Origin of the sequence: Acinetobacter sp. YH01011 (assembly GCF_013420785.1) — a bacterium.
GTDB lineage: Bacteria > Pseudomonadota > Gammaproteobacteria > Pseudomonadales > Moraxellaceae > Acinetobacter > Acinetobacter towneri.
In genome coordinates this window covers 174,869-195,193 of sequence record NZ_VOYG01000005.1, presented here as the reverse complement: position 1 = coordinate 195,193, position 20,325 = coordinate 174,869, and the positions used below count along the sequence as shown (strand labels likewise).

Below are 20,325 nucleotides of genomic sequence, written 5' to 3'. Positions count from 1 at the left end.
TTTGTTCAGCGACTGATGGTCCAATGCCACAAACTCGTGAACACATCCTTCTTTCTCGTCAGGTAGGTGTACCTTACATCATCGTATTCTTAAACAAATGCGATATCGTAGACGACGAAGAGTTAATTGAATTAGTTGAAATGGAAGTTCGTGAACTTCTTTCTACTTACGACTTCCCAGGCGACGACACTCCAGTAATCCGTGGTTCAGCACTTGCTGCACTTAACGGTGAATCAGGTCAATATGGTGAAGATGCTGTAGTTGCTCTTGTTGAAGCGCTTGATACTTACATCCCAGAGCCAGTACGTGCAATCGACCAAGCATTCTTAATGCCAATCGAAGACGTATTCTCTATTTCTGGTCGTGGTACAGTAGTAACTGGTCGTGTAGAAACTGGTATCGTGAAAGTAGGCGAAGAAGTTGAAATCGTTGGTATCAAAGACACAGTTAAAACAACTGTAACTGGCGTAGAAATGTTCCGTAAACTTCTTGACGAAGGTCGTGCGGGCGAGAACTGTGGTGTTCTTTTACGTGGTACTAAGCGTGAAGACGTACAACGTGGTCAAGTACTTGCTAAGCCAGGTACAATCAAGCCACACACTAAATTCGATGCGGAAGTATACGTACTTTCTAAAGAAGAGGGTGGTCGTCACACTCCATTCCTTAACGGTTACCGTCCACAATTCTATTTCCGTACAACTGATGTAACTGGTGCAATCCAGTTGAAAGAAGGCGTTGAAATGGTAATGCCAGGTGACAACGTTGAAATGTCAGTAGAATTAATCCACCCAATCGCAATGGACCCAGGTCTACGTTTTGCGATCCGTGAAGGTGGTCGTACTGTAGGTGCGGGTGTTGTTGCTAAAGTAACAGCATAATTATAGAATGTGTTAAACAGGTCGAGAGCTTTGGCTCTCGTTCTGTTTTGTAGGTCAGTAGTTCAATTGGTAGAGCGTCGGTCTCCAAAACCGAATGTTGGGGGTTCGAGTCCCTCCTGGCCTGCCACTTTTTTTAAAAAAGCTTGATGTCGGCTAATCTAGTCATATAATAAGTCGCGAATTCTACGACGAGTACAAAAATGTCGAATGATAAATCGCGTGACGCATTAAGCGACGCGCCAATCCCTCAAAGAAATAATTCTGCTGAAGTTGTTCAATCGAGTTCTCCATTAGACTACGTGTTGTGGGGTATCGCTTTGATTTTATTCATCGCTTCGATGATGGTGAATCAGCATCTTCCTGCGTATTGGGCACCAGCCAATGATATTTGGGTGCGTGTTGGGGTAATTTTGGCTTGTATCGTTGTGGCTTTAGGTTTATTATACGCCACCCATCAAGGCAAAGGCTTTGTTCGTTTGCTTAAAGATTCACGTATTGAGTTACGTCGAGTCACTTGGCCTACTAAACAGGAAACTGTAACAACGTCATGGCATGTATTGATTGTTGTTGTAGTCACTTCAATTGTATTGTGGTGTTTTGACTATTTGTTAGGCTGGGCAATCAAGTTAATTATCGGGTAAAAGAGCTATGAAACGTTGGTACATTATTCATGCCTACTCAGGTTATGAAAAACAAGTGATGCGTTCGCTTAATGATCGAATCCAGCGTAGCGCTGTTGCCGATAGCTTTGGTGAAGTCCTTGTTCCTACCGAAGAAGTGGTAGAAATGAAGGATGGTAAGAAACGTAAGTCAGAGCGTAAGTTCTTTCCAGGCTATGTATTGGTTGAAATGGAAATGAACGATGAAACTTGGCACATTGTTAAAGAGTGTCCAAAAGTTTTAGGTTTTATTGGTGGTACAGCAGAAAAGCCTGCCCCAATTACGCAAAAAGAAGCTGACGCGATTCTTGCACGTGTACGCAATACTGGTGAAGCACCTCGTCCGAAGACGATGTTTGAACCAGGCGAAGAATTACTTGTGATTGATGGTCCATTCACCGACTTTAAAGGCGTGGTGGAAGAAGTTCAATACGAGAAGTCACGTTTAACGTTGACAATTAATGTATTTAATCGACCTACTCAGGTTGAGCTGGAATTTCGTCAAGTCGAAAAATCCGTTTAAGTTTGAGTGGTTGGAAAACGCCCGATTTATGATGAATCGGGCATTGTTGTTGTAACGGTATCGTTACTTAAAATATTGGGGAGCCTAGCGGCGTTTGTACCCAGAGGTAATTTGAAATGGCTAAGAAGATTGACGGCTATATCAAGCTGCAAGTTCCAGCTGGTAAAGCGAATCCATCTCCACCAATTGGTCCTGCATTAGGTCAACGTGGTGTTAACATCATGGCATTCTGTAAAGAATTCAATGCTGCTACACAAAAAGTTGAACCAGGTTTGCCAATTCCTGTAGTGATCACTGTGTACAACGACAAGTCGTTCACATTCATCATGAAAACTCCTCCTGCTGCAATTCTTCTTAAGAAAGCTGCAGGCATTCAAAAGGGTTCAGCTGTACCTAACAAAAACAAAGTTGGTAAGTTGACTCGTGCTCAATTAGAAGAAATCGCGACTACTAAAGAACCAGATTTAACTGGTGCTGATTTAGAAGCACGTGTGCGTACCATTGCTGGTTCTGCACGTTCTATGGGCTTGGATGTGGAGCTATAAGACATGGCAAAGTTAACTAAACGTCAAAAAGCCATTGCTGCTGCTGTAGAAGCAAACAAAGTTTACACTTTGGAAGAAGCAGTTGAAGTTCTAAACAACCTTCCTGCTGCTAAATTCAAAGAATCTTTGGATGTTGCGGTAAACCTAGGTGTTGACCCACGTAAATCTGATCAGGTTGTTCGTGGTGCGACTACACTTCCTGCAGGTACTGGTAAAACTGTACGTGTAGCTGTTTTCGCTCAAGGTGCTGCTGCAGAAGCTGCTAAAGCTGAAGGCGCAGACGTAGTTGGTTTCGACGACTTAGCTGAAAGCATTCAAGCGGGTAACCTTGACTTTGACGTTGTGATTGCAGCTCCGGATGCAATGCGCGTAGTAGGTAAGTTGGGTACGATTCTTGGTCCACGTGGCTTAATGCCAAACCCTAAAGTGGGTACTGTAACTCCTGACGTTGCGACTGCAGTTAAAAATGCAAAAGCAGGTCAAGCGCGTTACCGTGTAGACAAAGCGGGTATTATCCACGCTGCGATTGGTCAAGTTGGCTTTACTGCTGAAGCAGTTCGTTCAAACGTTGAAACCTTAGTTGCTGACTTGAAAAAGTTAAAGCCTGCAACTTCTAAAGGCGTATACATCAAAAAGATCACTTTGAGCTCTACTATGGGTCCTGGTCTTGTTATTGATGTACAGAACGTTTCTAACTAAGTCTGACTTAGAAAGAATTTTAAAGTCCTGAAAAGTCTCCTTCTCCCTCTGGGAGAAGGTCGGGATGAGGGTTAAACCTCTCCCTAACCCTCTTCTAGCAGGAGAGGGGGACATTCAGGCGGACTTTGAATTGGTAAATGAGAATTTATCAGCGTCAAAGACCTCAGGCGAGAGTAGTTTTATGCTGCTTTCTTAATCTTCCAGCCTGGGTAGACGCGGTGGTGTGATTTATTCCTCCTCCGCGTGTAAGTTCAGCAATGAATTTACGAATTGGGAGTGTGCTTCACGTAAGCACATAAATCACCGTTAGGAGGTTTTACAATGGCTCTTCTTATCGAAGACAAAAAACAGATCGTAGCAGAAGTTAACGAAGTTGCTTCTAAAGCGTTCTCTGCTGTTGTTGCTGACTATCAAGGTATGAGCGTTGAGCAATTAACGGCTCTACGTGTTGAAGCGCGTAAATTAGGTGTTACTACACGTGTTGTACGTAATACTTTGGCTAAACGTGCTTTTCAAGATACGCAATTCACGATCTTGAACGACAACCTTGTTGGCCCAACAATTTTAGCTTTCTCAACTTCTGAAGACGACATGGGTGCAGCTGCACGCTTGTTCGAAGAATTCGCTAAAACGAATAAAGCATTTGAACTTAAAGCTGCTGCATTTGACGGCAAACTTTATAAAGGTGCTGAAGTTAGCGTAATTGCGAATCTTCCGAACCAAGAAAAAGCGCTTACTATGCTTGCAAACGTTCTTCAAGCTCCTATTTCGAAATTGGGTCGCCTTATTACTGCGCTCAAAGAGAAAAACGAGTCAGAAGCTGCATAAGCTTAAATTTATTTCCACACCATTCAATTTCCATTTGGAGTTATTCTCATGGCTTTAACTAACGAAGAAATCTTAAACGCAGTTGCTGAAAAAACTGTTCTTGAACTTGTTGAACTTATCTCTGCTTTTGAAGAGAAATTCAATGTATCAGCTGCTGCTGTTGCTGTTGCTGCTGCTCCAGGCGCTGGCGCTGCTGCTGCAGAAGAGCAATCTGAATTCAACGTTGAGTTGACTTCTTTCGGTGCGAACAAAGTTGCTGTAATTAAAGCAGTTCGTGAAGCTACTGGCCTTGGTCTTAAAGAAGCTAAAGACATCGTTGAAGGCGCTCCTTCAGTGATCAAAGAAGCTGTTTCTAAAGAAGAAGGTGAAGAGCTTAAGAAGAAACTTGAAGAAGCTGGTGCTACAGTTACACTTAAGTAATCTTAAGGGGAGTCGATTTTTTTATAATCGACTCCAAAAAATGGCTGATGGCTCTTGGGTCATCAGCCTTTTTGCGTTACAATTATCGGCTCGATTTTTGTTTGAATGATGGGAAAACCATCGAAAACAATATAAATCAATAAAATCAAACGCTTACCAATATTTTTCCACATTTAAAAATATTGTTAAGCGTTTTAATACCACTAAAAATTGCAGCATTTGTAAAGAGTGGTGGCCATATCGGCCTGCGTAATTCCTTCTAAACCCGTTCTGCAGGCGGGTTTAGTTTACTTTCCGAGGACTCCAGATGGCATACTCATATACCGAAAAGAAACGGATCCGTAAGAATTTTGGTAAATTGCCCCAAGTAATGGATGCACCGTACTTGCTTTCGATTCAAGTCGACTCGTACCGTACTTTCCTTCAAGATGGCAAAACTCCAAAAAGCCGCGAAGATATCGGTCTCCAAGCCGCATTTCGTTCAGTTTTTCCTATAGAAAGTTATTCTGGCAATGCTGCTTTAGAATTTGTTGAGTATAGTCTTGGTAAGCCTGAGTTTGATGTACGTGAGTGTATTCTTCGCGGCTCAACTTATGCGGCACCAATGCGCGTAAAAATTCGTTTGATCATTAAAGATCGTGAAACGAAATCAATCAAAGATGTGCGTGAGCAAGAAGTCTACATGGGCGAAATGCCATTGATGACGGATAACGGTACCTTTGTGATTAACGGTACTGAGCGTGTAATTGTTTCTCAATTACACCGTTCACCAGGCGTGTTCTTTGACCACGATAAAGGTAAGACCCACTCGAGCGGTAAAGTGTTGTATTCAGCACGCATTATTCCTTACCGTGGCTCATGGTTAGACTTTGAATTCGATGCCAAAGACCTCGTTTATGTGCGTATTGACCGTCGTCGTAAATTGCTTGCGACTGTAGTGTTGCGTGCATTGGGCTATAGCAATGAACAAATCCTAGACTTGTTCTTTGAGAAAGTACCTGTCTATTTAGACATGGGTAGCTACCAAATTGACCTTGTCCCAGAACGCTTACGTGGCGAAATGGCACAATTTGACATCACTGATACTGACGGCAAAGTGATTGTTGAGCAAGGTAAACGCATTAATGCGCGTCACGTACGTCAAATGGAAGCAGCTGGTCTTGAGAAGCTTTCAGTTCCTGATGAGTACTTGTACGAACGTATTACTGCAGAAGACATCCAGCTAAAAGATGGCGATGTGATTGCTGCAAACACCTTGTTAAGCCATGAAATCATGGTGAAACTTGCAGAAGGTGGTGTTAAACAATTTAACATCCTATTCACCAATGACATCGACCGTGGTTCGTTCATTGCGGACACCTTACGTGCAGATACAACTGTTGGTCGTGAAGATGCTTTGGTAGAAATCTACAAAGTGATGCGTCCAGGTGAGCCACCGACGAAAGAAGCCGCTGAAAATCTGTTCAATAACTTGTTCTTCTCTTCTGAGCGTTATGATTTATCGCCAGTAGGTCGTATGAAGTTCAACCGTCGTTTGGGTCGTCCTTACGAAGTGGGTACAGATCAGAAATCACGTGAAGTTGAAGGTATTTTGTCTAACGAAGACATTACCGATGTACTTAAAACATTGATCGAAATCCGTAACGGTAAAGGTGAAGTCGACGATATCGACCACTTGGGTAACCGTCGCGTACGTTCAGTGGGCGAGATGACTGAAAACCAATTCCGTGTTGGTTTGGTACGTGTTGAGCGTGCTGTAAAAGAGCGTTTGTCACAAGCTGAAACAGACAACCTGTCTCCGCAAGATTTAATCAATGCGAAGCCAGTGGCTGCTGCAATCAAAGAATTCTTTGGTTCAAGCCAATTGTCTCAGTTCATGGACCAAAACAACCCGTTGTCTGAAATTACCCACAAGCGTCGCGTATCTGCGCTTGGTCCAGGTGGTTTGACACGTGAACGTGCAGGCTTTGAGGTACGTGACGTACACCAAACTCACTATGGTCGTGTGTGTCCAATTGAAACGCCTGAAGGTCCAAACATTGGTTTGATCAACTCGCTTTCTGTTTATGCAAAATGTAATAATTTTGGCTTCTTGGAAACGCCATACCGTAAAGTGGTTGATGGTCGTGTAACCGATGAGGTTGAGTATTTATCTGCAATTGAAGAAGTGGGCACGATCATTGCGCAAGCGGACTCAAGCGTAGACCAAGATGGCAATTTAACAGAAGAATTCGTATCTGTACGTCACCAAGGTGACTTCGTGCGTATGCCGCCAGAGCGCGTGACGCACATGGACGTTTCTGCACAGCAGGTTGTATCTGTAGCAGCATCACTGATTCCATTCCTTGAGCACGATGACGCCAACCGTGCCTTGATGGGATCGAACATGCAACGTCAGGCTGTTCCGACGCTTATCGCTGATAAACCACTTGTGGGTACAGGGATGGAAGCGAACGTAGCACATGACTCAGGTGTATGTGTGATTGCAAACCGTGGTGGTCGTATTGAATATGTCGATGCTTCACGTGTGGTGATTCGTGTTAACGAAGAAGAAATGATCGCGGGTGAAGCAGGTGTAGATATCTACAACCTGATCAAATACACACGTTCAAACCAAAACACTTGTATTAACCAAAAAGTTTTGGTGAAGATGGGTGATAAGGTAGGTCGTGGTGATGTATTGGCTGACGGTCCATCTACAGATGGTGGTGAGCTTGCACTCGGTCAGAACATGCGCGTCGCGTTCATGACTTGGAATGGTTATAACTACGAAGACTCTATCTTGCTTTCTGAGCGTGTACTTCAAGAAGATCGCTTAACTTCGATTCACATTCAAGAGTTGTCATGTGTTGCACGTGATACCAAATTGGGTGCGGAAGAAATCACGGCTGATATTCCAAACGTGGGCGAAGCTGCACTGTCTAAACTAGACGAGTCTGGTATCGTTTACATTGGTGCTGAAGTTACTGCAGGCGACATCCTTGTTGGTAAAGTAACGCCTAAGGGTGAAACTCAGTTAACCCCTGAAGAAAAATTGCTTCGCGCAATCTTCGGTGAAAAAGCCGCAGATGTGAAAGATTCATCATTGCGCGTTCCATCGGGTACTAAAGGTACTGTGATTGACGTTCAAGTCTTTACTCGTGATGGTTTAGAAAAAGACGAACGTGCGCAAGCGATTGAAAAAGCACAGCTTGATGCGTATCGCAAAGACTTGAAAGAAGAATACAAAATCTTTGAAGAAGCAGCGCGTGAACGTATTATCCGCTTATTGAAAGGTCAAGAATCTAACGGTGGCGGTACAACTAAACGTGGTGACAAACTTTCTGAAGATGTGTTGTCTGGTTTAGAGTTAGTTGATCTACTTGAAATTCAACCAAGTGATGAAGCAATCGCTGAGCGTTTAACTCAAATTCAAACTTTCTTGAAAGAGAAGAGCTTTGAAATTGATGAGAAATTCGCTGAGAAGAAACGTAAGCTTTCTACAGGCGATGAACTCACTACGGGTGTATTGAAAGTTGTTAAAGTTTACCTTGCTGTTAAACGTCGCATCCAACCGGGTGACAAGATGGCGGGTCGTCACGGTAACAAAGGTGTTGTATCAAACATCTTGCCTGTAGAAGACATGCCACACGATGCTAACGGTGTACCAGTAGATATCGTATTGAACCCGCTAGGCGTACCATCGCGTATGAACGTGGGTCAGATTCTTGAAACACACTTGGGTATGGCAGCCAAAGGTTTGGGTGAGCAAATTGATAAAATGCTCAAACAACAACGCGAAATTGCTGAACTACGTGAGTTCCTAGACAAGATTTATAACAAAGTCGGTGGCGAGCAAGAAGATCTTGACAGCTTAACTGATGATGAAATCTTGGTATTGGCTGGCAACTTACGTGCAGGTGTTCCGTTGGCTACTCCTGTATTTGATGGTGCAGAAGAAGGTCAAATTAAAGAATTACTTGAACTGGCTGAATTACCACGTTCTGGTCAAACCGTGTTGTACGATGGTCGTACAGGCGAGAAATTTGACCGTCCAGTGACTGTAGGTTATATGTACATGCTCAAACTCAACCACTTGGTGGATGACAAGATGCACGCACGTTCTACAGGTTCTTACTCACTTGTAACGCAACAGCCGTTGGGTGGTAAGGCACAATTCGGTGGTCAGCGTTTCGGTGAGATGGAAGTCTGGGCACTTGAAGCATACGGTGCTGCATACACGCTTCAAGAAATGCTCACTGTGAAGTCGGATGACGTTGAAGGTCGTACCCGTATCTATAAGAACATTGTAGATGGTAACCATTATATGGACCCAGGTATGCCTGAATCGTTTAACGTATTGACCAAAGAGATCCGTTCTTTAGGTATCAACATTGAACTGAAAAATGGTGACTAAGCATCTCCATTAAATCTCCCTAAATCCCTCTTTATAAAAGAGGGACTTTTCCCCCTTTGAAAAAGGGGGATTAAGGGGGATTAAAACTCAGTTAAAAAACAATATTTGTGACCCAGTTGGGATGTGAAAACTGCCTCCCAGCACACGGAGAAAAAAATTGAAAGACTTGCTCGATATCATGCGCAAAAAGACGGATTCAGACGGTCATGCTCCAGTAGAGTTTGACCGCATCCGTATTGGTCTTGCGTCACCAGAAATGATTAAGTCATGGTCTCACGGTGAAGTTAAAAAGCCAGAAACCATTAACTATCGTACGTTTAAGCCTGAACGTGATGGTTTATTCTGTGCCAAAATTTTTGGTCCAGTAAAAGATTACGAATGCTTGTGTGGTAAATACAAGCGTATGAAATACAAAGGCGTCATTTGTGAAAAATGTGGCGTTGAAGTAACGACTGCAAAAGTTCGTCGTGAGCGTATGGGTCACATCGAACTCGCTTCTCCAGTTGCACACATTTGGTTCTTGAAATCATTACCAAGCCGTATTGGTTTATTACTTGATATGACTTTACGTGATATCGAGCGCGTATTGTATTTCGAATCTTATGTGGTTACTGACCCAGGTATGACGCCATTTGAGAAATATCAACTTCTCAATGACGAAGAATACTTCAATGCTCTAGAAGAGCATGGTGATGAATTCACTGCGAAAATGGGTGCTGAAGCAGTTCAAGACTTATTAAAAGACATCGATCTTGAAGCTGAAATTGCTCGTTTACGTGAAGAAATTCCACAAACAACTTCAGAAACTAAGCTGAAAAAAGCGTCTAAGCGTTTGAAGTTGATGGAAGCGTTCAAAGAGTCGAACAACAAGCCAGAATGGATGGTGATGAATGTACTGCCTGTACTTCCACCAGATCTTCGTCCGTTGGTTCCACTTGAAGGTGGTCGTTTTGCGACGTCTGACTTGAACGATCTTTATCGTCGTGTGATTAACCGTAACAACCGTTTGAAGCGTCTTCTTGACCTTGCAGCGCCAGACATCATCGTACGTAACGAAAAACGTATGTTACAAGAGTCTGTTGATGCCTTGTTAGATAACGGTCGTCGTGGTCGTGCAATCACAGGTTCAAACAAGCGTCCGCTTAAATCTTTGGCAGATATGATCAAAGGTAAGCAAGGTCGTTTCCGTCAAAACTTACTTGGTAAGCGTGTTGACTATTCAGGTCGTTCGGTGATTACCGTTGGTCCAAACCTACGTTTACACCAGTGTGGTCTTCCGAAGAAAATGGCACTTGAACTGTTCAAGCCATTCATCTTTGCAAAATTACAAGCTTCAGGTCAAGCAACCACCATTAAAGCTGCGAAGAAAATGGTTGAGCGCGAAACCCCAGAAGTTTGGGACGTACTTGCCTCTGTGATTCGTCAACACCCAGTGATGTTGAACCGTGCGCCTACACTTCACCGTTTGGGTCTTCAAGCATTTGAACCGATCCTGATTGAAGGTAAAGCCATCCGTCTACACCCACTCGTTTGTGCTGCGTTTAACGCCGACTTCGACGGTGACCAAATGGCGGTACACGTACCATTAACGCTTGAAGCGCAATTAGAAGCGCGTGCGTTAATGATGTCCACCAACAACATCTTGTCTCCTGCGAACGGTGAACCAATCATCGTACCATCTCAGGACGTGGTGTTGGGCTTGTATTACATCACGCGTGATGCAATCAATGCCAAAGGTGAAGGCATGGTGTTTGCAGATACGCACGAAGTAAACCGTGCACTTGCAACGGGTCAAGTTGACTTACACGCTCGCGTAAAAGCACGTGTACACCAAACCGTAATCAATGAAAATGGTGAGCGTGAGCAACAAACTATTGTTGTAGATACGACACCAGGTCGCTGCTTGCTTTGGGAAGTTGTGCCTGAAGGTTTAAGCTTTGAGCAAATTAACCTAGAGATGAACAAAAAGAACATCTCAAAGTTAATCAACTCTTGCTACCGTAAATTAGGTCTAAAAGACACGGTTATTTTTGCAGACCAATTGATGTACTTGGGCTTCCGTCAAGCGACACGTTCAGGTGTTTCTGTGGGTATGGAAGACATGGTTATTCCACCACAAAAACAAGCAATTATTGAAAAAGCAGAAACTGAAGTTCGTGAAATTGAACAACAGTTCGAGCAAGGCTTCGTAACTGCGGGTGAGCGTTATAACAAAGTGGTCGATATTTGGGCACGTACCAACGACCAAGTTGCTAAAGCGATGATGGACAACTTGTCATTCACAACTGTGAAAAACAAACAGGGTGAAGACGAGAAGCAAAAATCATTCAACTCGATCTACATGATGTCGGATTCAGGTGCGCGTGGTAGTGCGGCACAGATTCGTCAGTTGGCGGGTATGCGTGGTTTGATGGCGAAACCAGATGGTTCGATCATTGAAACGCCAATTAAAGCGAACTTCCGTGAAGGTTTGACGGTACTTCAGTACTTCATTTCAACTCACGGTGCGCGTAAAGGTTTGGCCGATACCGCATTGAAAACAGCGAACTCAGGTTACTTGACACGTCGTTTGGTTGACGTTGCACAAGACTTGGTAATTACTGAGCCAGATTGCGGTACTTATGGCGGTTTAGTGATGACACCATTCATTCAAGGTGGTGATGTCATTGAAAACCTTGGTACGCGTGTATTAGGTCGTGTAACTGCAGAAGATGTGAAGAAAGCGGGTTCAGACGAAGTTATTCTGCCACGTAACACACTCATTGATGAAAAACTTGCTAACTTCTTAGAAGAGCAAGGTGTCGATGAAGTAAAAGTACGTTCAGTGGTATCTTGTGAATCGACCTTTGGTGTATGTGCGAAGTGTTATGGTCGTGACCTAGCACGTGGTCACTTGGTGAATCCAGGTGAATCTGTGGGTGTAATGGCTGCTCAATCGATTGGTGAGCCAGGTACACAGTTAACCATGCGTACATTCCACGTGGGTGGTGCGGCAAGCCGAACTTCTGCAGCCAATAGCGTACAAGTGCGTAACAAAGGTTCAGTACGTTTCCATAACGTGAAAACTGTACAACACGCTAAAGGTCACTTGGTATCTGTTTCACGTTCAGGTGAAATTGGTATTGCCGATGAGTTAGGTCGTGAGCGTGAGCGTTATAAACTGCCATACGGTGCGTCAATCTTGCTCAAAGATGGCGAAGCGGTAGAAGCTGGCGGTATTGTGGCGACTTGGGATCCACACACGCATCCACTTGTGACCGAAGTTGCGGGTAAAATCCGTTTCAGCCAAATTGCTGATGGCGTGACTGCAACCTCGAAAACTGATGATGCAACAGGTATGACCACAGTTGAAATCTTGCCAGTGACTTCACGTCCTGCGTCAGGTAAAGACTTACGTCCTGCTGTGGTATTAGACACTGTGGATGGTGGCGAACAGTTCTACTTCTTGCCACAGAACACGATTCTTTCTGTCCGTGATGGCGAAAATATCGGTGTGGGTGACGTTATTGGTCGTGTACCACAAGAATCTTCACGTACTCGTGATATTACCGGTGGTTTACCACGCGTTGCAGACTTATTTGAAGCACGTAAACCAAAAGAGCATGCGATTCTTGCAGAAGTGTCAGGTATCGTGAGCTTTGGTAAAGAAACCAAAGGTAAGAACCGTTTAGTGATTACACCAGATGATGGCTCTGAGATTTACGAAGAGTTGATTCCAAAATGGCGTAACATCAACGTGTTTGAAGGTGAGCATGTGAACCGTGGTGAAACCATTTCTGATGGTCCACAAAACCCACATGACATCTTACGCTTGAAAGGTGAAGTGGCATTAACCAACTACATCGTGAACGAAGTTCAAGACGTTTACCGCTTACAAGGTGTAAAAATTAACGATAAGCACATTGAAGTCATCGTGCGTCAAATGTTGCGTAAAGTTGAAATCACCGATGGTGGCGATACGAGCTTCATCAAAGGCGAACAAGTGGATTACATTCGCGTGGTACAAGAAAACCAAGCTGTACTTGCACAAAACAAGTTCCCAGCGAAGTTTGAACGTCAATTGATGGGTATCACCAAAGCATCGCTTTCAACAGACTCGTTCATTTCTGCTGCATCGTTCCAGGAAACTACACGTGTGTTAACTGAAGCGGCTGTAACAGGTAAAGAAGATGATTTACGTGGCTTGAAAGAGAACGTTGTTGTGGGTCGTTTGATCCCAGCAGGTACGGGTCTTGCTTACCACTTAGAGCGTCGTCGTCAAGAAGCTGAAGCTGCTGAATTGGCATTAGTGAATGATTTCTCTGATGTAGATCAAGCATTAAGCCAAGCATTTAGCGATGAATTTAACGATCTCTAATTCGTTTTAAAGCATCATTTAAAGACGCCTTTCGAGGCGTCTTTTTTTTGCCAACGTTTTAGTTGCATATTTTGCTTTAATAAAGCCGCAATATTGCATATAGTGAATTAAGAACAATTTAAAAATATCAAGAAAACTAAGGGGATAGCTTATGCAATTTAGAGGACTGACACTGTGTTTATCGGCAATGCTACTGAGTGTGTCTGTTTCGGCTGCACCAATGCCAAACAGCATTGTGGTGAAAGACAAAGCCATTGTGCCTATTCTAAAAACTGAAGTGATTCGTACAGTGACAGGTGAAAAGCCTATACGCCATGTAGAAGCCACGATTTTTGAAGTGAGCAATCAGGGTAAAGATATTGTGGCAAAGGAAGTTGTTTTTGATGATGATCAAGCACAGTTTTCAGAGAAACAATTGGGTATTCCTGTGATTCAAAAAGGTGGGGTGATTGTACCAACCTCAAAAATTGAGTTGAATAAAACCCTAAAGCAGGATGGTAAAGTCATTTCTGAAGTGAAAACGATTGATGCAGAAGGCATGGAATATAAGCAGGGGCAGGCGCCAATTCATCGCACATTAAAACTGGATCGGGTCAAAACGCCTGAAAGCAAAGAAACAGTTTCTCATGCTGTGTTTACTGAAGATGGACAAACCACAAGAGATGTCGTGCTTTTGGAAGAAGATGTTGCTGAATCATCTATTCAGCCTTAAGTCTTTTACAGAAATACCTTCATCTTGCTGTGCTTGGTAACAGTTTTTTCAAAGTTGTTACCGCAATATGCACTAAGCTGAGAGCGAATAGACCGAGGGGGAGTGATTACCATGAAAAAAGTATTGAGTGTATTGGCAGTTGCAACTGTATCGACCATGTTAATGGCGGGTTGTGAGAGCATGAGTTCAAATGACCAACGTATTGGTGCAGCAGCATTAGGCGGTGCCGTTGGTGGCGCAGCGGGTAACAGCGTAGGTGGTAGTGTTGGTGCAGCAGCAGGCGCAGGTGCAGGTGCAGCAGTTGGAAGTAAAACCCAAGATGGTTCTAACCGTAACGCAACCTATAGTGGAATTGGCGGTGCGATTGGTTCAATTTTAGGTAAAGAAGTGATAGGTGGTAATGCAGGCGCTGCAATCGGTGGTGCTGTTGGTGGTGGTGCTGGTGCAGCCATCGAGCAAAAGCGTTAATCTGAATACGAACAGCCATGCCATCCTACTGAAGTATTTATATTTCAGTACATCCAACGCAGAGTCTTATGATTCTGCGTTTTTTATGCGCTAGCTGAAAAATTAATGCGTTTGGATAAATTGATTGACTGCTTGAGTATAAGCATTATTTTGTCCCAATGACTTGTTGATTTCAGCATGTGAAAGTCGGACAGGCAATAACTGGGTTTGAGTTCCGAATTTCTGTGCTTGTTGAATAAATTGTCGAGCTTGAGTACAGGGTTGATCTGCACGGATGGTTGAGCACACCGCGAGAAATGCAGGTAAAGCTTGATGTAGCTGAGCTATCGGAGAAAGGGCTTTCCAGTTGGAAGGTTGATCACCAAAGGCTTGATCATAAAACGTGCATGACGTGTTTGCATTATCTTTTCTATATCATAAGCCGCGCTATCTAAAGCAACTGTAGCACGCCAAGGCTGTGGCTGGGGTGCCAGCCAATGGGGGCGAACGGTTAATAGACTGACCAGGTGTGCGCCCGCAGAATGTCCCATCAGCACCAAGCGTTTTGAGTCAGCATGCCAATGCGGTGCCTGATTTTGGATATAAATAAGCGCTTGGGCGATATCCTGAGTTTGCTGCTGTACGGTCACATCTGGAACTAATCTATAGTTGATAGACACAAAAATCCAGTTTTGCTTGGTCCAGTAACTCAGCTTATTTTTGACCACAGCAGCATGATTTTTATCACCCATTTTCCAAGCACCGCCATGGACCATCATCATGAGCGGGGCTGGTGTTTGATCTGTGAGTACTTTGGCAGGGAAATAGACATCCATCACTTGTTGAGGATGAGATCCATAAGCCACATTTTTCAAAGTCTGGACTTTGGTAAATGTATTCGGCACCAAAGCATGGAGGGATGTCGATGAATAGAAACAAAGTAGGGAAAAGATTGGCACAAGATTTTTTTCATTTTAATGATCCTTTAATTTTAAATACTATCAATGTTTATAATTTTTATGATCCACTGATGTATCAACAGTAATACGTTAATTAATTCATACCTGCTCAAAAAGAGTAGAGAAGTTTGTCGGTGACATTGATCTTTTTGTCTTTTGATTAAAATAATATTACCAACAACGCAGAATCATTAGATTCTGCGTTTTTATGTGAGCTAAAAATTACGTTGCTACGGCTTTGGGCTTTTTACGTCGGATATATAACGTTTTATGCACTTCTGCAATTCGTACACCTGATTCATCGATAATATTGAGCGTATATTGACGTGTCAGAGGAGCATAGTCTTCTGCGATCTGTTTGATTTCCTCGACTTCAGCGGCACTCAGGCGAATATCGGCATACACCGTACTGCGTCCTGGGGCGAGGAAATGAATCGTTGCCGCTTTATCCCAAACAATATATGTTGAACCCAAGTGATGCATCAGAATTAACATATAAAATGGATCTACCATGGAATAGAGGCTGCCGCCAAAATGTACGCCGACAATATTTTGATTTTTGCGAGTGAGTGGCATTTTGACACGGACATGGTGGTTGGCTAAATCGATTTGATCAATTTCAATACCTGCACCCCGATAGGGTGGGTACCGATTTAAAAAGTATTTAGAAACGATAGGAAGTTGCTGCAATTTTTTGATGAGGTTCATGGGAAATTTTATAGAGCCTTAAGTAGATTTTTCTTATATTAGTATGAAATTTGAGCAAGCCAATGGCATATTTTGTTATTCTCAAGAGCAATCATGTCAACAATAAACAACAGGATGTTTATGCAAGCACAAACGCAATGGATTGAAACCTCAGATTATCAACAGCTCTATGTCAAAACTTGGGGCGAAAAAAAGCACCTGCACTGATTTTGGTGCATGGCTATCCAGATAACCAAGAAGTCTGGGAACGGGTGATTGCCGTGTTGGTGCAAGATTTTTATGTGGTGAGTTATGATGTGCGCGGTGCGGGACAATCCTCCATTCCTAAATCCATTCGTGCCTATAGCTTGGCTCAATTGGCTGCAGATTTAATGGCTGTTGCTAATGCCGTTTTGGGGCAGCGTGCATTTCACTTGGCAGCTCATGACTGGGGTTCAATTCAGTCTTGGGAAGCAGTGACGGATCCAGAATTAAAGGGACGAATTTTATCGTACAGCAGTATTTCAGGCCCATGTTTGGATCATGCAGCGTTCTGGATGCGTAAGCAGTTTTCTGAAAATAAAATTAAATTTTTCAAACAAATGCGTAAATCTTGGTATATTGCTGCCTTTCAACTTCCTGCACTTGCGCCTACAGTTTGGCAGTTCTTTCAACCTGAACAATGGCGTCAGGTAGTGATGCGCTTAGAACGCGATCAAGATATTGCGATCAATCCTAATATCCGCAAAGATGGGCGCTATGGCGTCAATTTATATCGTGCCAATTTTATCCCACGTTTATTAAAGCCGCGTCAACGTTATGCAATTTGTCCTGTGCAAGCTATTGTCTTGAAATATGATCAATTTGTGGGTGCTGAATTGATTGATGAAATGTCGCTTTGGGTAGATGATTTTCAACGTGTGGAATTGGCAGCTAATCACTGGGCGATTCTTAGTCAGCCGCAAGCAGTTGCTACTGCCATCCGTGATTTTGCTTTAGGTCATGCAAATTCACATGCTGCAGCAATTTAAATCAGAAACGCTTGTCGGAGTTGAATGTTTGGTCAACTCCAATCTGCATAATCTCTGATAAAATAGCTTCTTTTTTGAATTTTCATCTCTTATGTTCGCAATTCTTGCTGCCATTGCAATCATGTTCGGATTGTCGTTGGCTCGTGTGCCTGTGGTTTTTGCCTTGGTTATTGGTGCAGTCTCAGGTGGTTTACTGGCTGGTTTAGGCTTACAAGGCACTTTAGATGCGTTTAATAATGGTTTAGGTGGTGGCGCTAAAATTGCTCTTGCTTACGGTATTTTAGGTGCATTTGCTTTGGCTTTGGCACGTTCAGGTTTGCCAGACTTATTGGCGTATAAGCTGATTCGCACTTTAACAGGTAGCAGTAATACTAAGGTACAAAACCGCGTTAAATATCTGATTTATTTTACTGTGGCTTTGGCAGCGGTCTTCTCACAAAACTTGATTCCAGTGCATATTGCATTTATTCCTGTATTGATTCCACCTTTATTAAGTGTTTTCAATCATTTAAACCTAGACCGTCGTGCAGTGGCTTGTTTGCTGACTTTTGGTTTGGTTGCCACCTATATGTTTGTTCCTGTCGGTTTCGGTGCAATCTTTCTGAATGATATTTTGGCACACAATATCAATACCTTTGGTGCTCCGTATGGTTTTGCCATTCAAAATGAAGATATTCCTGCTGCCATGTTTATTCCTGTGTTTGGGATGTTTATTGGTCTATTGTTTGCGTTATTTGTAAGTTATCGCAAGCCACGACACTATCTAGATGTGCAGGTAGCACGTACTCAAAGCATTTCGAGTGAGCTCAATGCAAATACCGCCGCGCCAACCCTACAAGCGCCTCAGATTGCAAAATTTACCTTGTGGATGGCAGTGTTTGCGATTATTGCAACCTTGGCGGTGCAATTGTATTCAGATTCGATGATTCTGGCAGGTTTGGTGGGTGTTGCCATTTTAAGCTGTGCGGGAATTTTCAAATGGAAAGAAGCAGATGATGTGATCATTACAGGTATGCGTATGATGGCACTCATCGGCTTTATTATGATTGCTGCACAAGGTTTCGCTTCAGTGATTGAAGCGACTAATCAAGTGCCTGCTTTGGTAGAAGCGTCGGTGGAATGGATTGGCAATAGCAAAGCTTTGGCTGCATTTTTAATGTTATTGATTGGTTTGTTAATCACCTTGGGGATTGGCTCATCTTTCTCTACCGTGCCTATTTTAGCGATTATTTATGTGCCTTTATGTTTGCAGTTCGGTTTTAGCCCTGCAGCAACCATTGCGATTATTGGTACAGCAGCAGCCTTAGGAGATGCGGGTTCTCCAGCATCGGATTCAACCTTAGGGCCTACTTCGGGCTTAAATATGGATGGGCAGCACGACCACATGAAGGACAGTGTGGTACCGACTTTTATTCACTTTAATATCCCATTGATCATTTTTGGTTGGATTGCAGCGATGGTGCTGTAAATCATCACCAAAATGCGTAAGCGCACGTGTTCAGAATAGGCTGGGCACGTTGCAGCACAGTGTTAAAACAACAAAAAATAAACTTCAATTTCATCCTCACATCTGCCTATTGAAACCCAATACAAAATTCAAACTCTCTAACAAAATGATCCATTTTTCGTTGTCATCAACTTCTAATATTAGAATGAAGATGATTTTAATTCTCTTTATTTAATTTGGATAATTTTATTGATTTTCTATGATTTAAAAATAGAAAGTCTGAGTGAATTAATCTATTTAAAATAAATTTGTGTTAGTTTTTAAATAAATATAAGATGTATTTTAAATAAATCTTTTAATATATTTTTAAAATAAAATTGAGTAATATAGTCGGGAAATAATAATATAAACTCTATTAATTAACTCGGATTTTAAAACCAAGTAATTTGGTCTATTTAAAATAAATTTATATAATAATGAATAGCTTATAAAATAATTAAAATATTATGTTTAATATGTGTTGCATATTAATAGTGGTCGTGTTTAATATTAATTAAGCGTTAAGATTTTTATTCTAAAGGTGGTTTTGAAATGTTAAAGCAAGTTGCTCTAATTGCATTAATGGGAATGTCTGCTTCTGCTATGGCAGGTCAATGGCAAGTTAAAGTTGGTGGTTCTGTAATTTCTCCAACACAAGATACAGATATTCTAGGTGGTGCAGCTAATGTTGAGGCTGATCATGAATATGCATTTACACCTTCAGTAGAATATTTCTTTAATGATAATATCTCTGCAGAATTATTGTTGGCTACGCCAATTAGCCACGATGTGTTAGTGAATGGTGATTCTGCTGTTAAGATTAAGCATTTACCACCAACATTGACTGCTAAATATAATTTTAAAAATTCAACCCGTTTCACACCATACATTGGTGTCGGTGGTACTGCATTTGTTGCATGGGATGAAAAATCTGATTTAGGTAAAGTTAAGGTAAAAGAAGACTTTGGTTTTGCAGGTCAAATCGGTTTTAACTTCCAGCCAGCCGATGCAAAAAACTGGGGCGTATTCTTTGATGCACGTTATGCACAATTAAGCCCAGAAGTTGAAATCGAAGGTTTAAAACCATTTGATCTAGACATCGACCCAATGGTGTACACCATCGGTTATAGCTACAAATTCTAATCATAAAAAGTAGCTCTTTATAATAATAAAAATCAGCGCAACCCCATCTTTTTGATGGGGTTTTTTATTGCAAAAAATAACAAATGTATCGAATGAAAAAATTGAGTGCATGTGCCATGTTCATTTACAGTCTGAAAGATAAAGTAAAGAACGATAAAGAAGGAATTAATTCATGTTGATAAAATACGGTTGGCCTATATGTGTTGGTTTAATGCTGAGTGTCGCGGGGCATGCGGCGAGTTTTTCTTGTGAGAAAGCCAGAACACCAACAGAACATGCCATTTGTGAACATCGTGCGGTCAATGATGCCGATGTGAAAATGGCCACCACCTATCGTATCGTCAGCCGTTTGGTCGCTATGGGGACGCGCTCACAAATTCGTGATGAACAATTTCGCTGGTTAGAGTTGCGTGATCGTTGTGGCGCTTCCGTCGATTGTTTAACCCAAGTGTATAATTTGCGTCAGCAGAAATTGGAGGATCATTTAAATCAGGTTTATCAACGTGCACCTTTTTAAATTTTTCTAGGTTTAGGCTTGAAAAATCAGGCAATCAC

17 protein-coding genes, 1 tRNA gene and 1 pseudogene are annotated in these 20,325 nt (G+C 42.5%); 16 read left to right on the top strand and 3 right to left on the bottom strand.

The features are described from left to right. The 12 genes from tuf to FTT78_RS04805 form a co-directional block, all read left to right on the top strand. A partial coding sequence (gene tuf / locus FTT78_RS04860) for an elongation factor Tu (RefSeq protein ID WP_180043867.1) occupies positions 1–878 on the top strand: 878 nt, incomplete at its 5' end. A 51-nt stretch (positions 879–929) separates the two neighbouring features. Further along, a tRNA-Trp gene (locus FTT78_RS04855) sits at positions 930–1,005 on the top strand. A gap of 73 nt (positions 1,006–1,078) precedes the next feature. After that, the gene (gene secE, locus FTT78_RS04850; protein WP_004975769.1) at positions 1,079–1,519 is read left to right on the top strand and encodes a preprotein translocase subunit SecE; all 441 of its coding nucleotides are present in this window, start codon (positions 1,079–1,081) and stop codon (positions 1,517–1,519) included. A 7-nt stretch (positions 1,520–1,526) separates the two neighbouring features. Next, complete coding sequence (gene nusG, locus FTT78_RS04845; protein WP_004975770.1) at positions 1,527–2,060, top strand: transcription termination/antitermination protein NusG; 534 nt, start codon at positions 1,527–1,529, stop codon at positions 2,058–2,060. 116 nt (positions 2,061–2,176) lie between these two features. Continuing rightward, on the top strand, positions 2,177–2,605 hold the full coding sequence (rplK, locus tag FTT78_RS04840; RefSeq protein ID WP_004975771.1) for a 50S ribosomal protein L11: 429 nt from the start codon (positions 2,177–2,179) through the stop codon (positions 2,603–2,605). Between the two features lie 3 nt (positions 2,606–2,608). Beyond that, complete coding sequence (rplA, locus tag FTT78_RS04835; RefSeq protein ID WP_004975774.1) at positions 2,609–3,304, top strand: 50S ribosomal protein L1; 696 nt, start codon at positions 2,609–2,611, stop codon at positions 3,302–3,304. 321 nt (positions 3,305–3,625) lie between these two features. Further along, complete coding sequence (gene rplJ, locus FTT78_RS04830; protein ID WP_004975777.1) at positions 3,626–4,132, top strand: 50S ribosomal protein L10; 507 nt, start codon at positions 3,626–3,628, stop codon at positions 4,130–4,132. 48 nt (positions 4,133–4,180) lie between these two features. After that, positions 4,181–4,552, top strand: coding sequence for a 50S ribosomal protein L7/L12 (gene rplL, locus FTT78_RS04825; protein ID WP_004975779.1), 372 nt, complete (start codon positions 4,181–4,183; stop codon positions 4,550–4,552). 307 nt (positions 4,553–4,859) lie between these two features. Further along, entirely contained in the window at positions 4,860–8,948 is a 4,089-nt protein-coding gene (rpoB, locus tag FTT78_RS04820) for a DNA-directed RNA polymerase subunit beta (protein ID WP_131260966.1), read from the top strand. Between the two features lie 157 nt (positions 8,949–9,105). After that, entirely contained in the window at positions 9,106–13,305 is a 4,200-nt protein-coding gene (gene rpoC / locus FTT78_RS04815; protein WP_096902331.1) for a DNA-directed RNA polymerase subunit beta', read from the top strand. A gap of 151 nt (positions 13,306–13,456) precedes the next feature. Continuing rightward, a complete protein-coding gene (locus FTT78_RS04810; protein ID WP_179989537.1) occupies positions 13,457–14,017 on the top strand; it encodes a hypothetical protein in 561 nt (186 codons plus the stop codon). Between the two features lie 111 nt (positions 14,018–14,128). Continuing rightward, entirely contained in the window at positions 14,129–14,485 is a 357-nt protein-coding gene (locus tag FTT78_RS04805; protein ID WP_167845717.1) for a DNA transfer protein p32, read from the top strand. Positions 14,486–14,587: 102 nt separating this feature from the next. Here the strand turns inward: FTT78_RS04805 and FTT78_RS13440 are convergent, their stop codons facing one another. The 3 genes from FTT78_RS13440 to FTT78_RS04795 all read right to left on the bottom strand — a co-directional run bounded on the left by FTT78_RS13440 (position 14,588) and on the right by FTT78_RS04795 (position 16,131). Then, positions 14,588–14,773, bottom strand: a complete 186-nt coding sequence (locus tag FTT78_RS13440) for a hypothetical protein (RefSeq protein WP_257221895.1) — start codon at positions 14,771–14,773, stop codon at positions 14,588–14,590. A 35-nt stretch (positions 14,774–14,808) separates the two neighbouring features. Beyond that, a complete protein-coding gene (locus FTT78_RS04800) occupies positions 14,809–15,330 on the bottom strand; it encodes an alpha/beta hydrolase (RefSeq protein ID WP_257234737.1) in 522 nt (173 codons plus the stop codon). A gap of 315 nt (positions 15,331–15,645) precedes the next feature. Next, positions 15,646–16,131 (bottom strand): DUF4442 domain-containing protein, encoded by a 486-nt coding sequence (locus tag FTT78_RS04795; RefSeq protein WP_131260963.1) that lies wholly within the window; start codon positions 16,129–16,131, stop codon positions 15,646–15,648. Positions 16,132–16,251: 120 nt separating this feature from the next. On the opposite strand from FTT78_RS04795, the pseudogene FTT78_RS04790 reads away from it, so the two are divergent. From FTT78_RS04790 to FTT78_RS04775, 4 genes and pseudogenes are all read left to right on the top strand, one after another. After that, a pseudogene (locus FTT78_RS04790) lies at positions 16,252–17,141 on the top strand (alpha/beta fold hydrolase). A gap of 91 nt (positions 17,142–17,232) precedes the next feature. Continuing rightward, on the top strand, positions 17,233–18,609 hold the full coding sequence (locus FTT78_RS04785) for a Na+/H+ antiporter family protein (protein ID WP_179997287.1): 1,377 nt from the start codon (positions 17,233–17,235) through the stop codon (positions 18,607–18,609). A 570-nt stretch (positions 18,610–19,179) separates the two neighbouring features. Beyond that, complete coding sequence (locus FTT78_RS04780; RefSeq protein ID WP_180043869.1) at positions 19,180–19,770, top strand: OmpW family protein; 591 nt, start codon at positions 19,180–19,182, stop codon at positions 19,768–19,770. Positions 19,771–19,942: 172 nt separating this feature from the next. Then, complete coding sequence (locus tag FTT78_RS04775) at positions 19,943–20,287, top strand: lysozyme inhibitor LprI family protein (RefSeq protein WP_178865975.1); 345 nt, start codon at positions 19,943–19,945, stop codon at positions 20,285–20,287. The last annotated feature ends 38 nt before the right edge of the window (positions 20,288–20,325 follow it).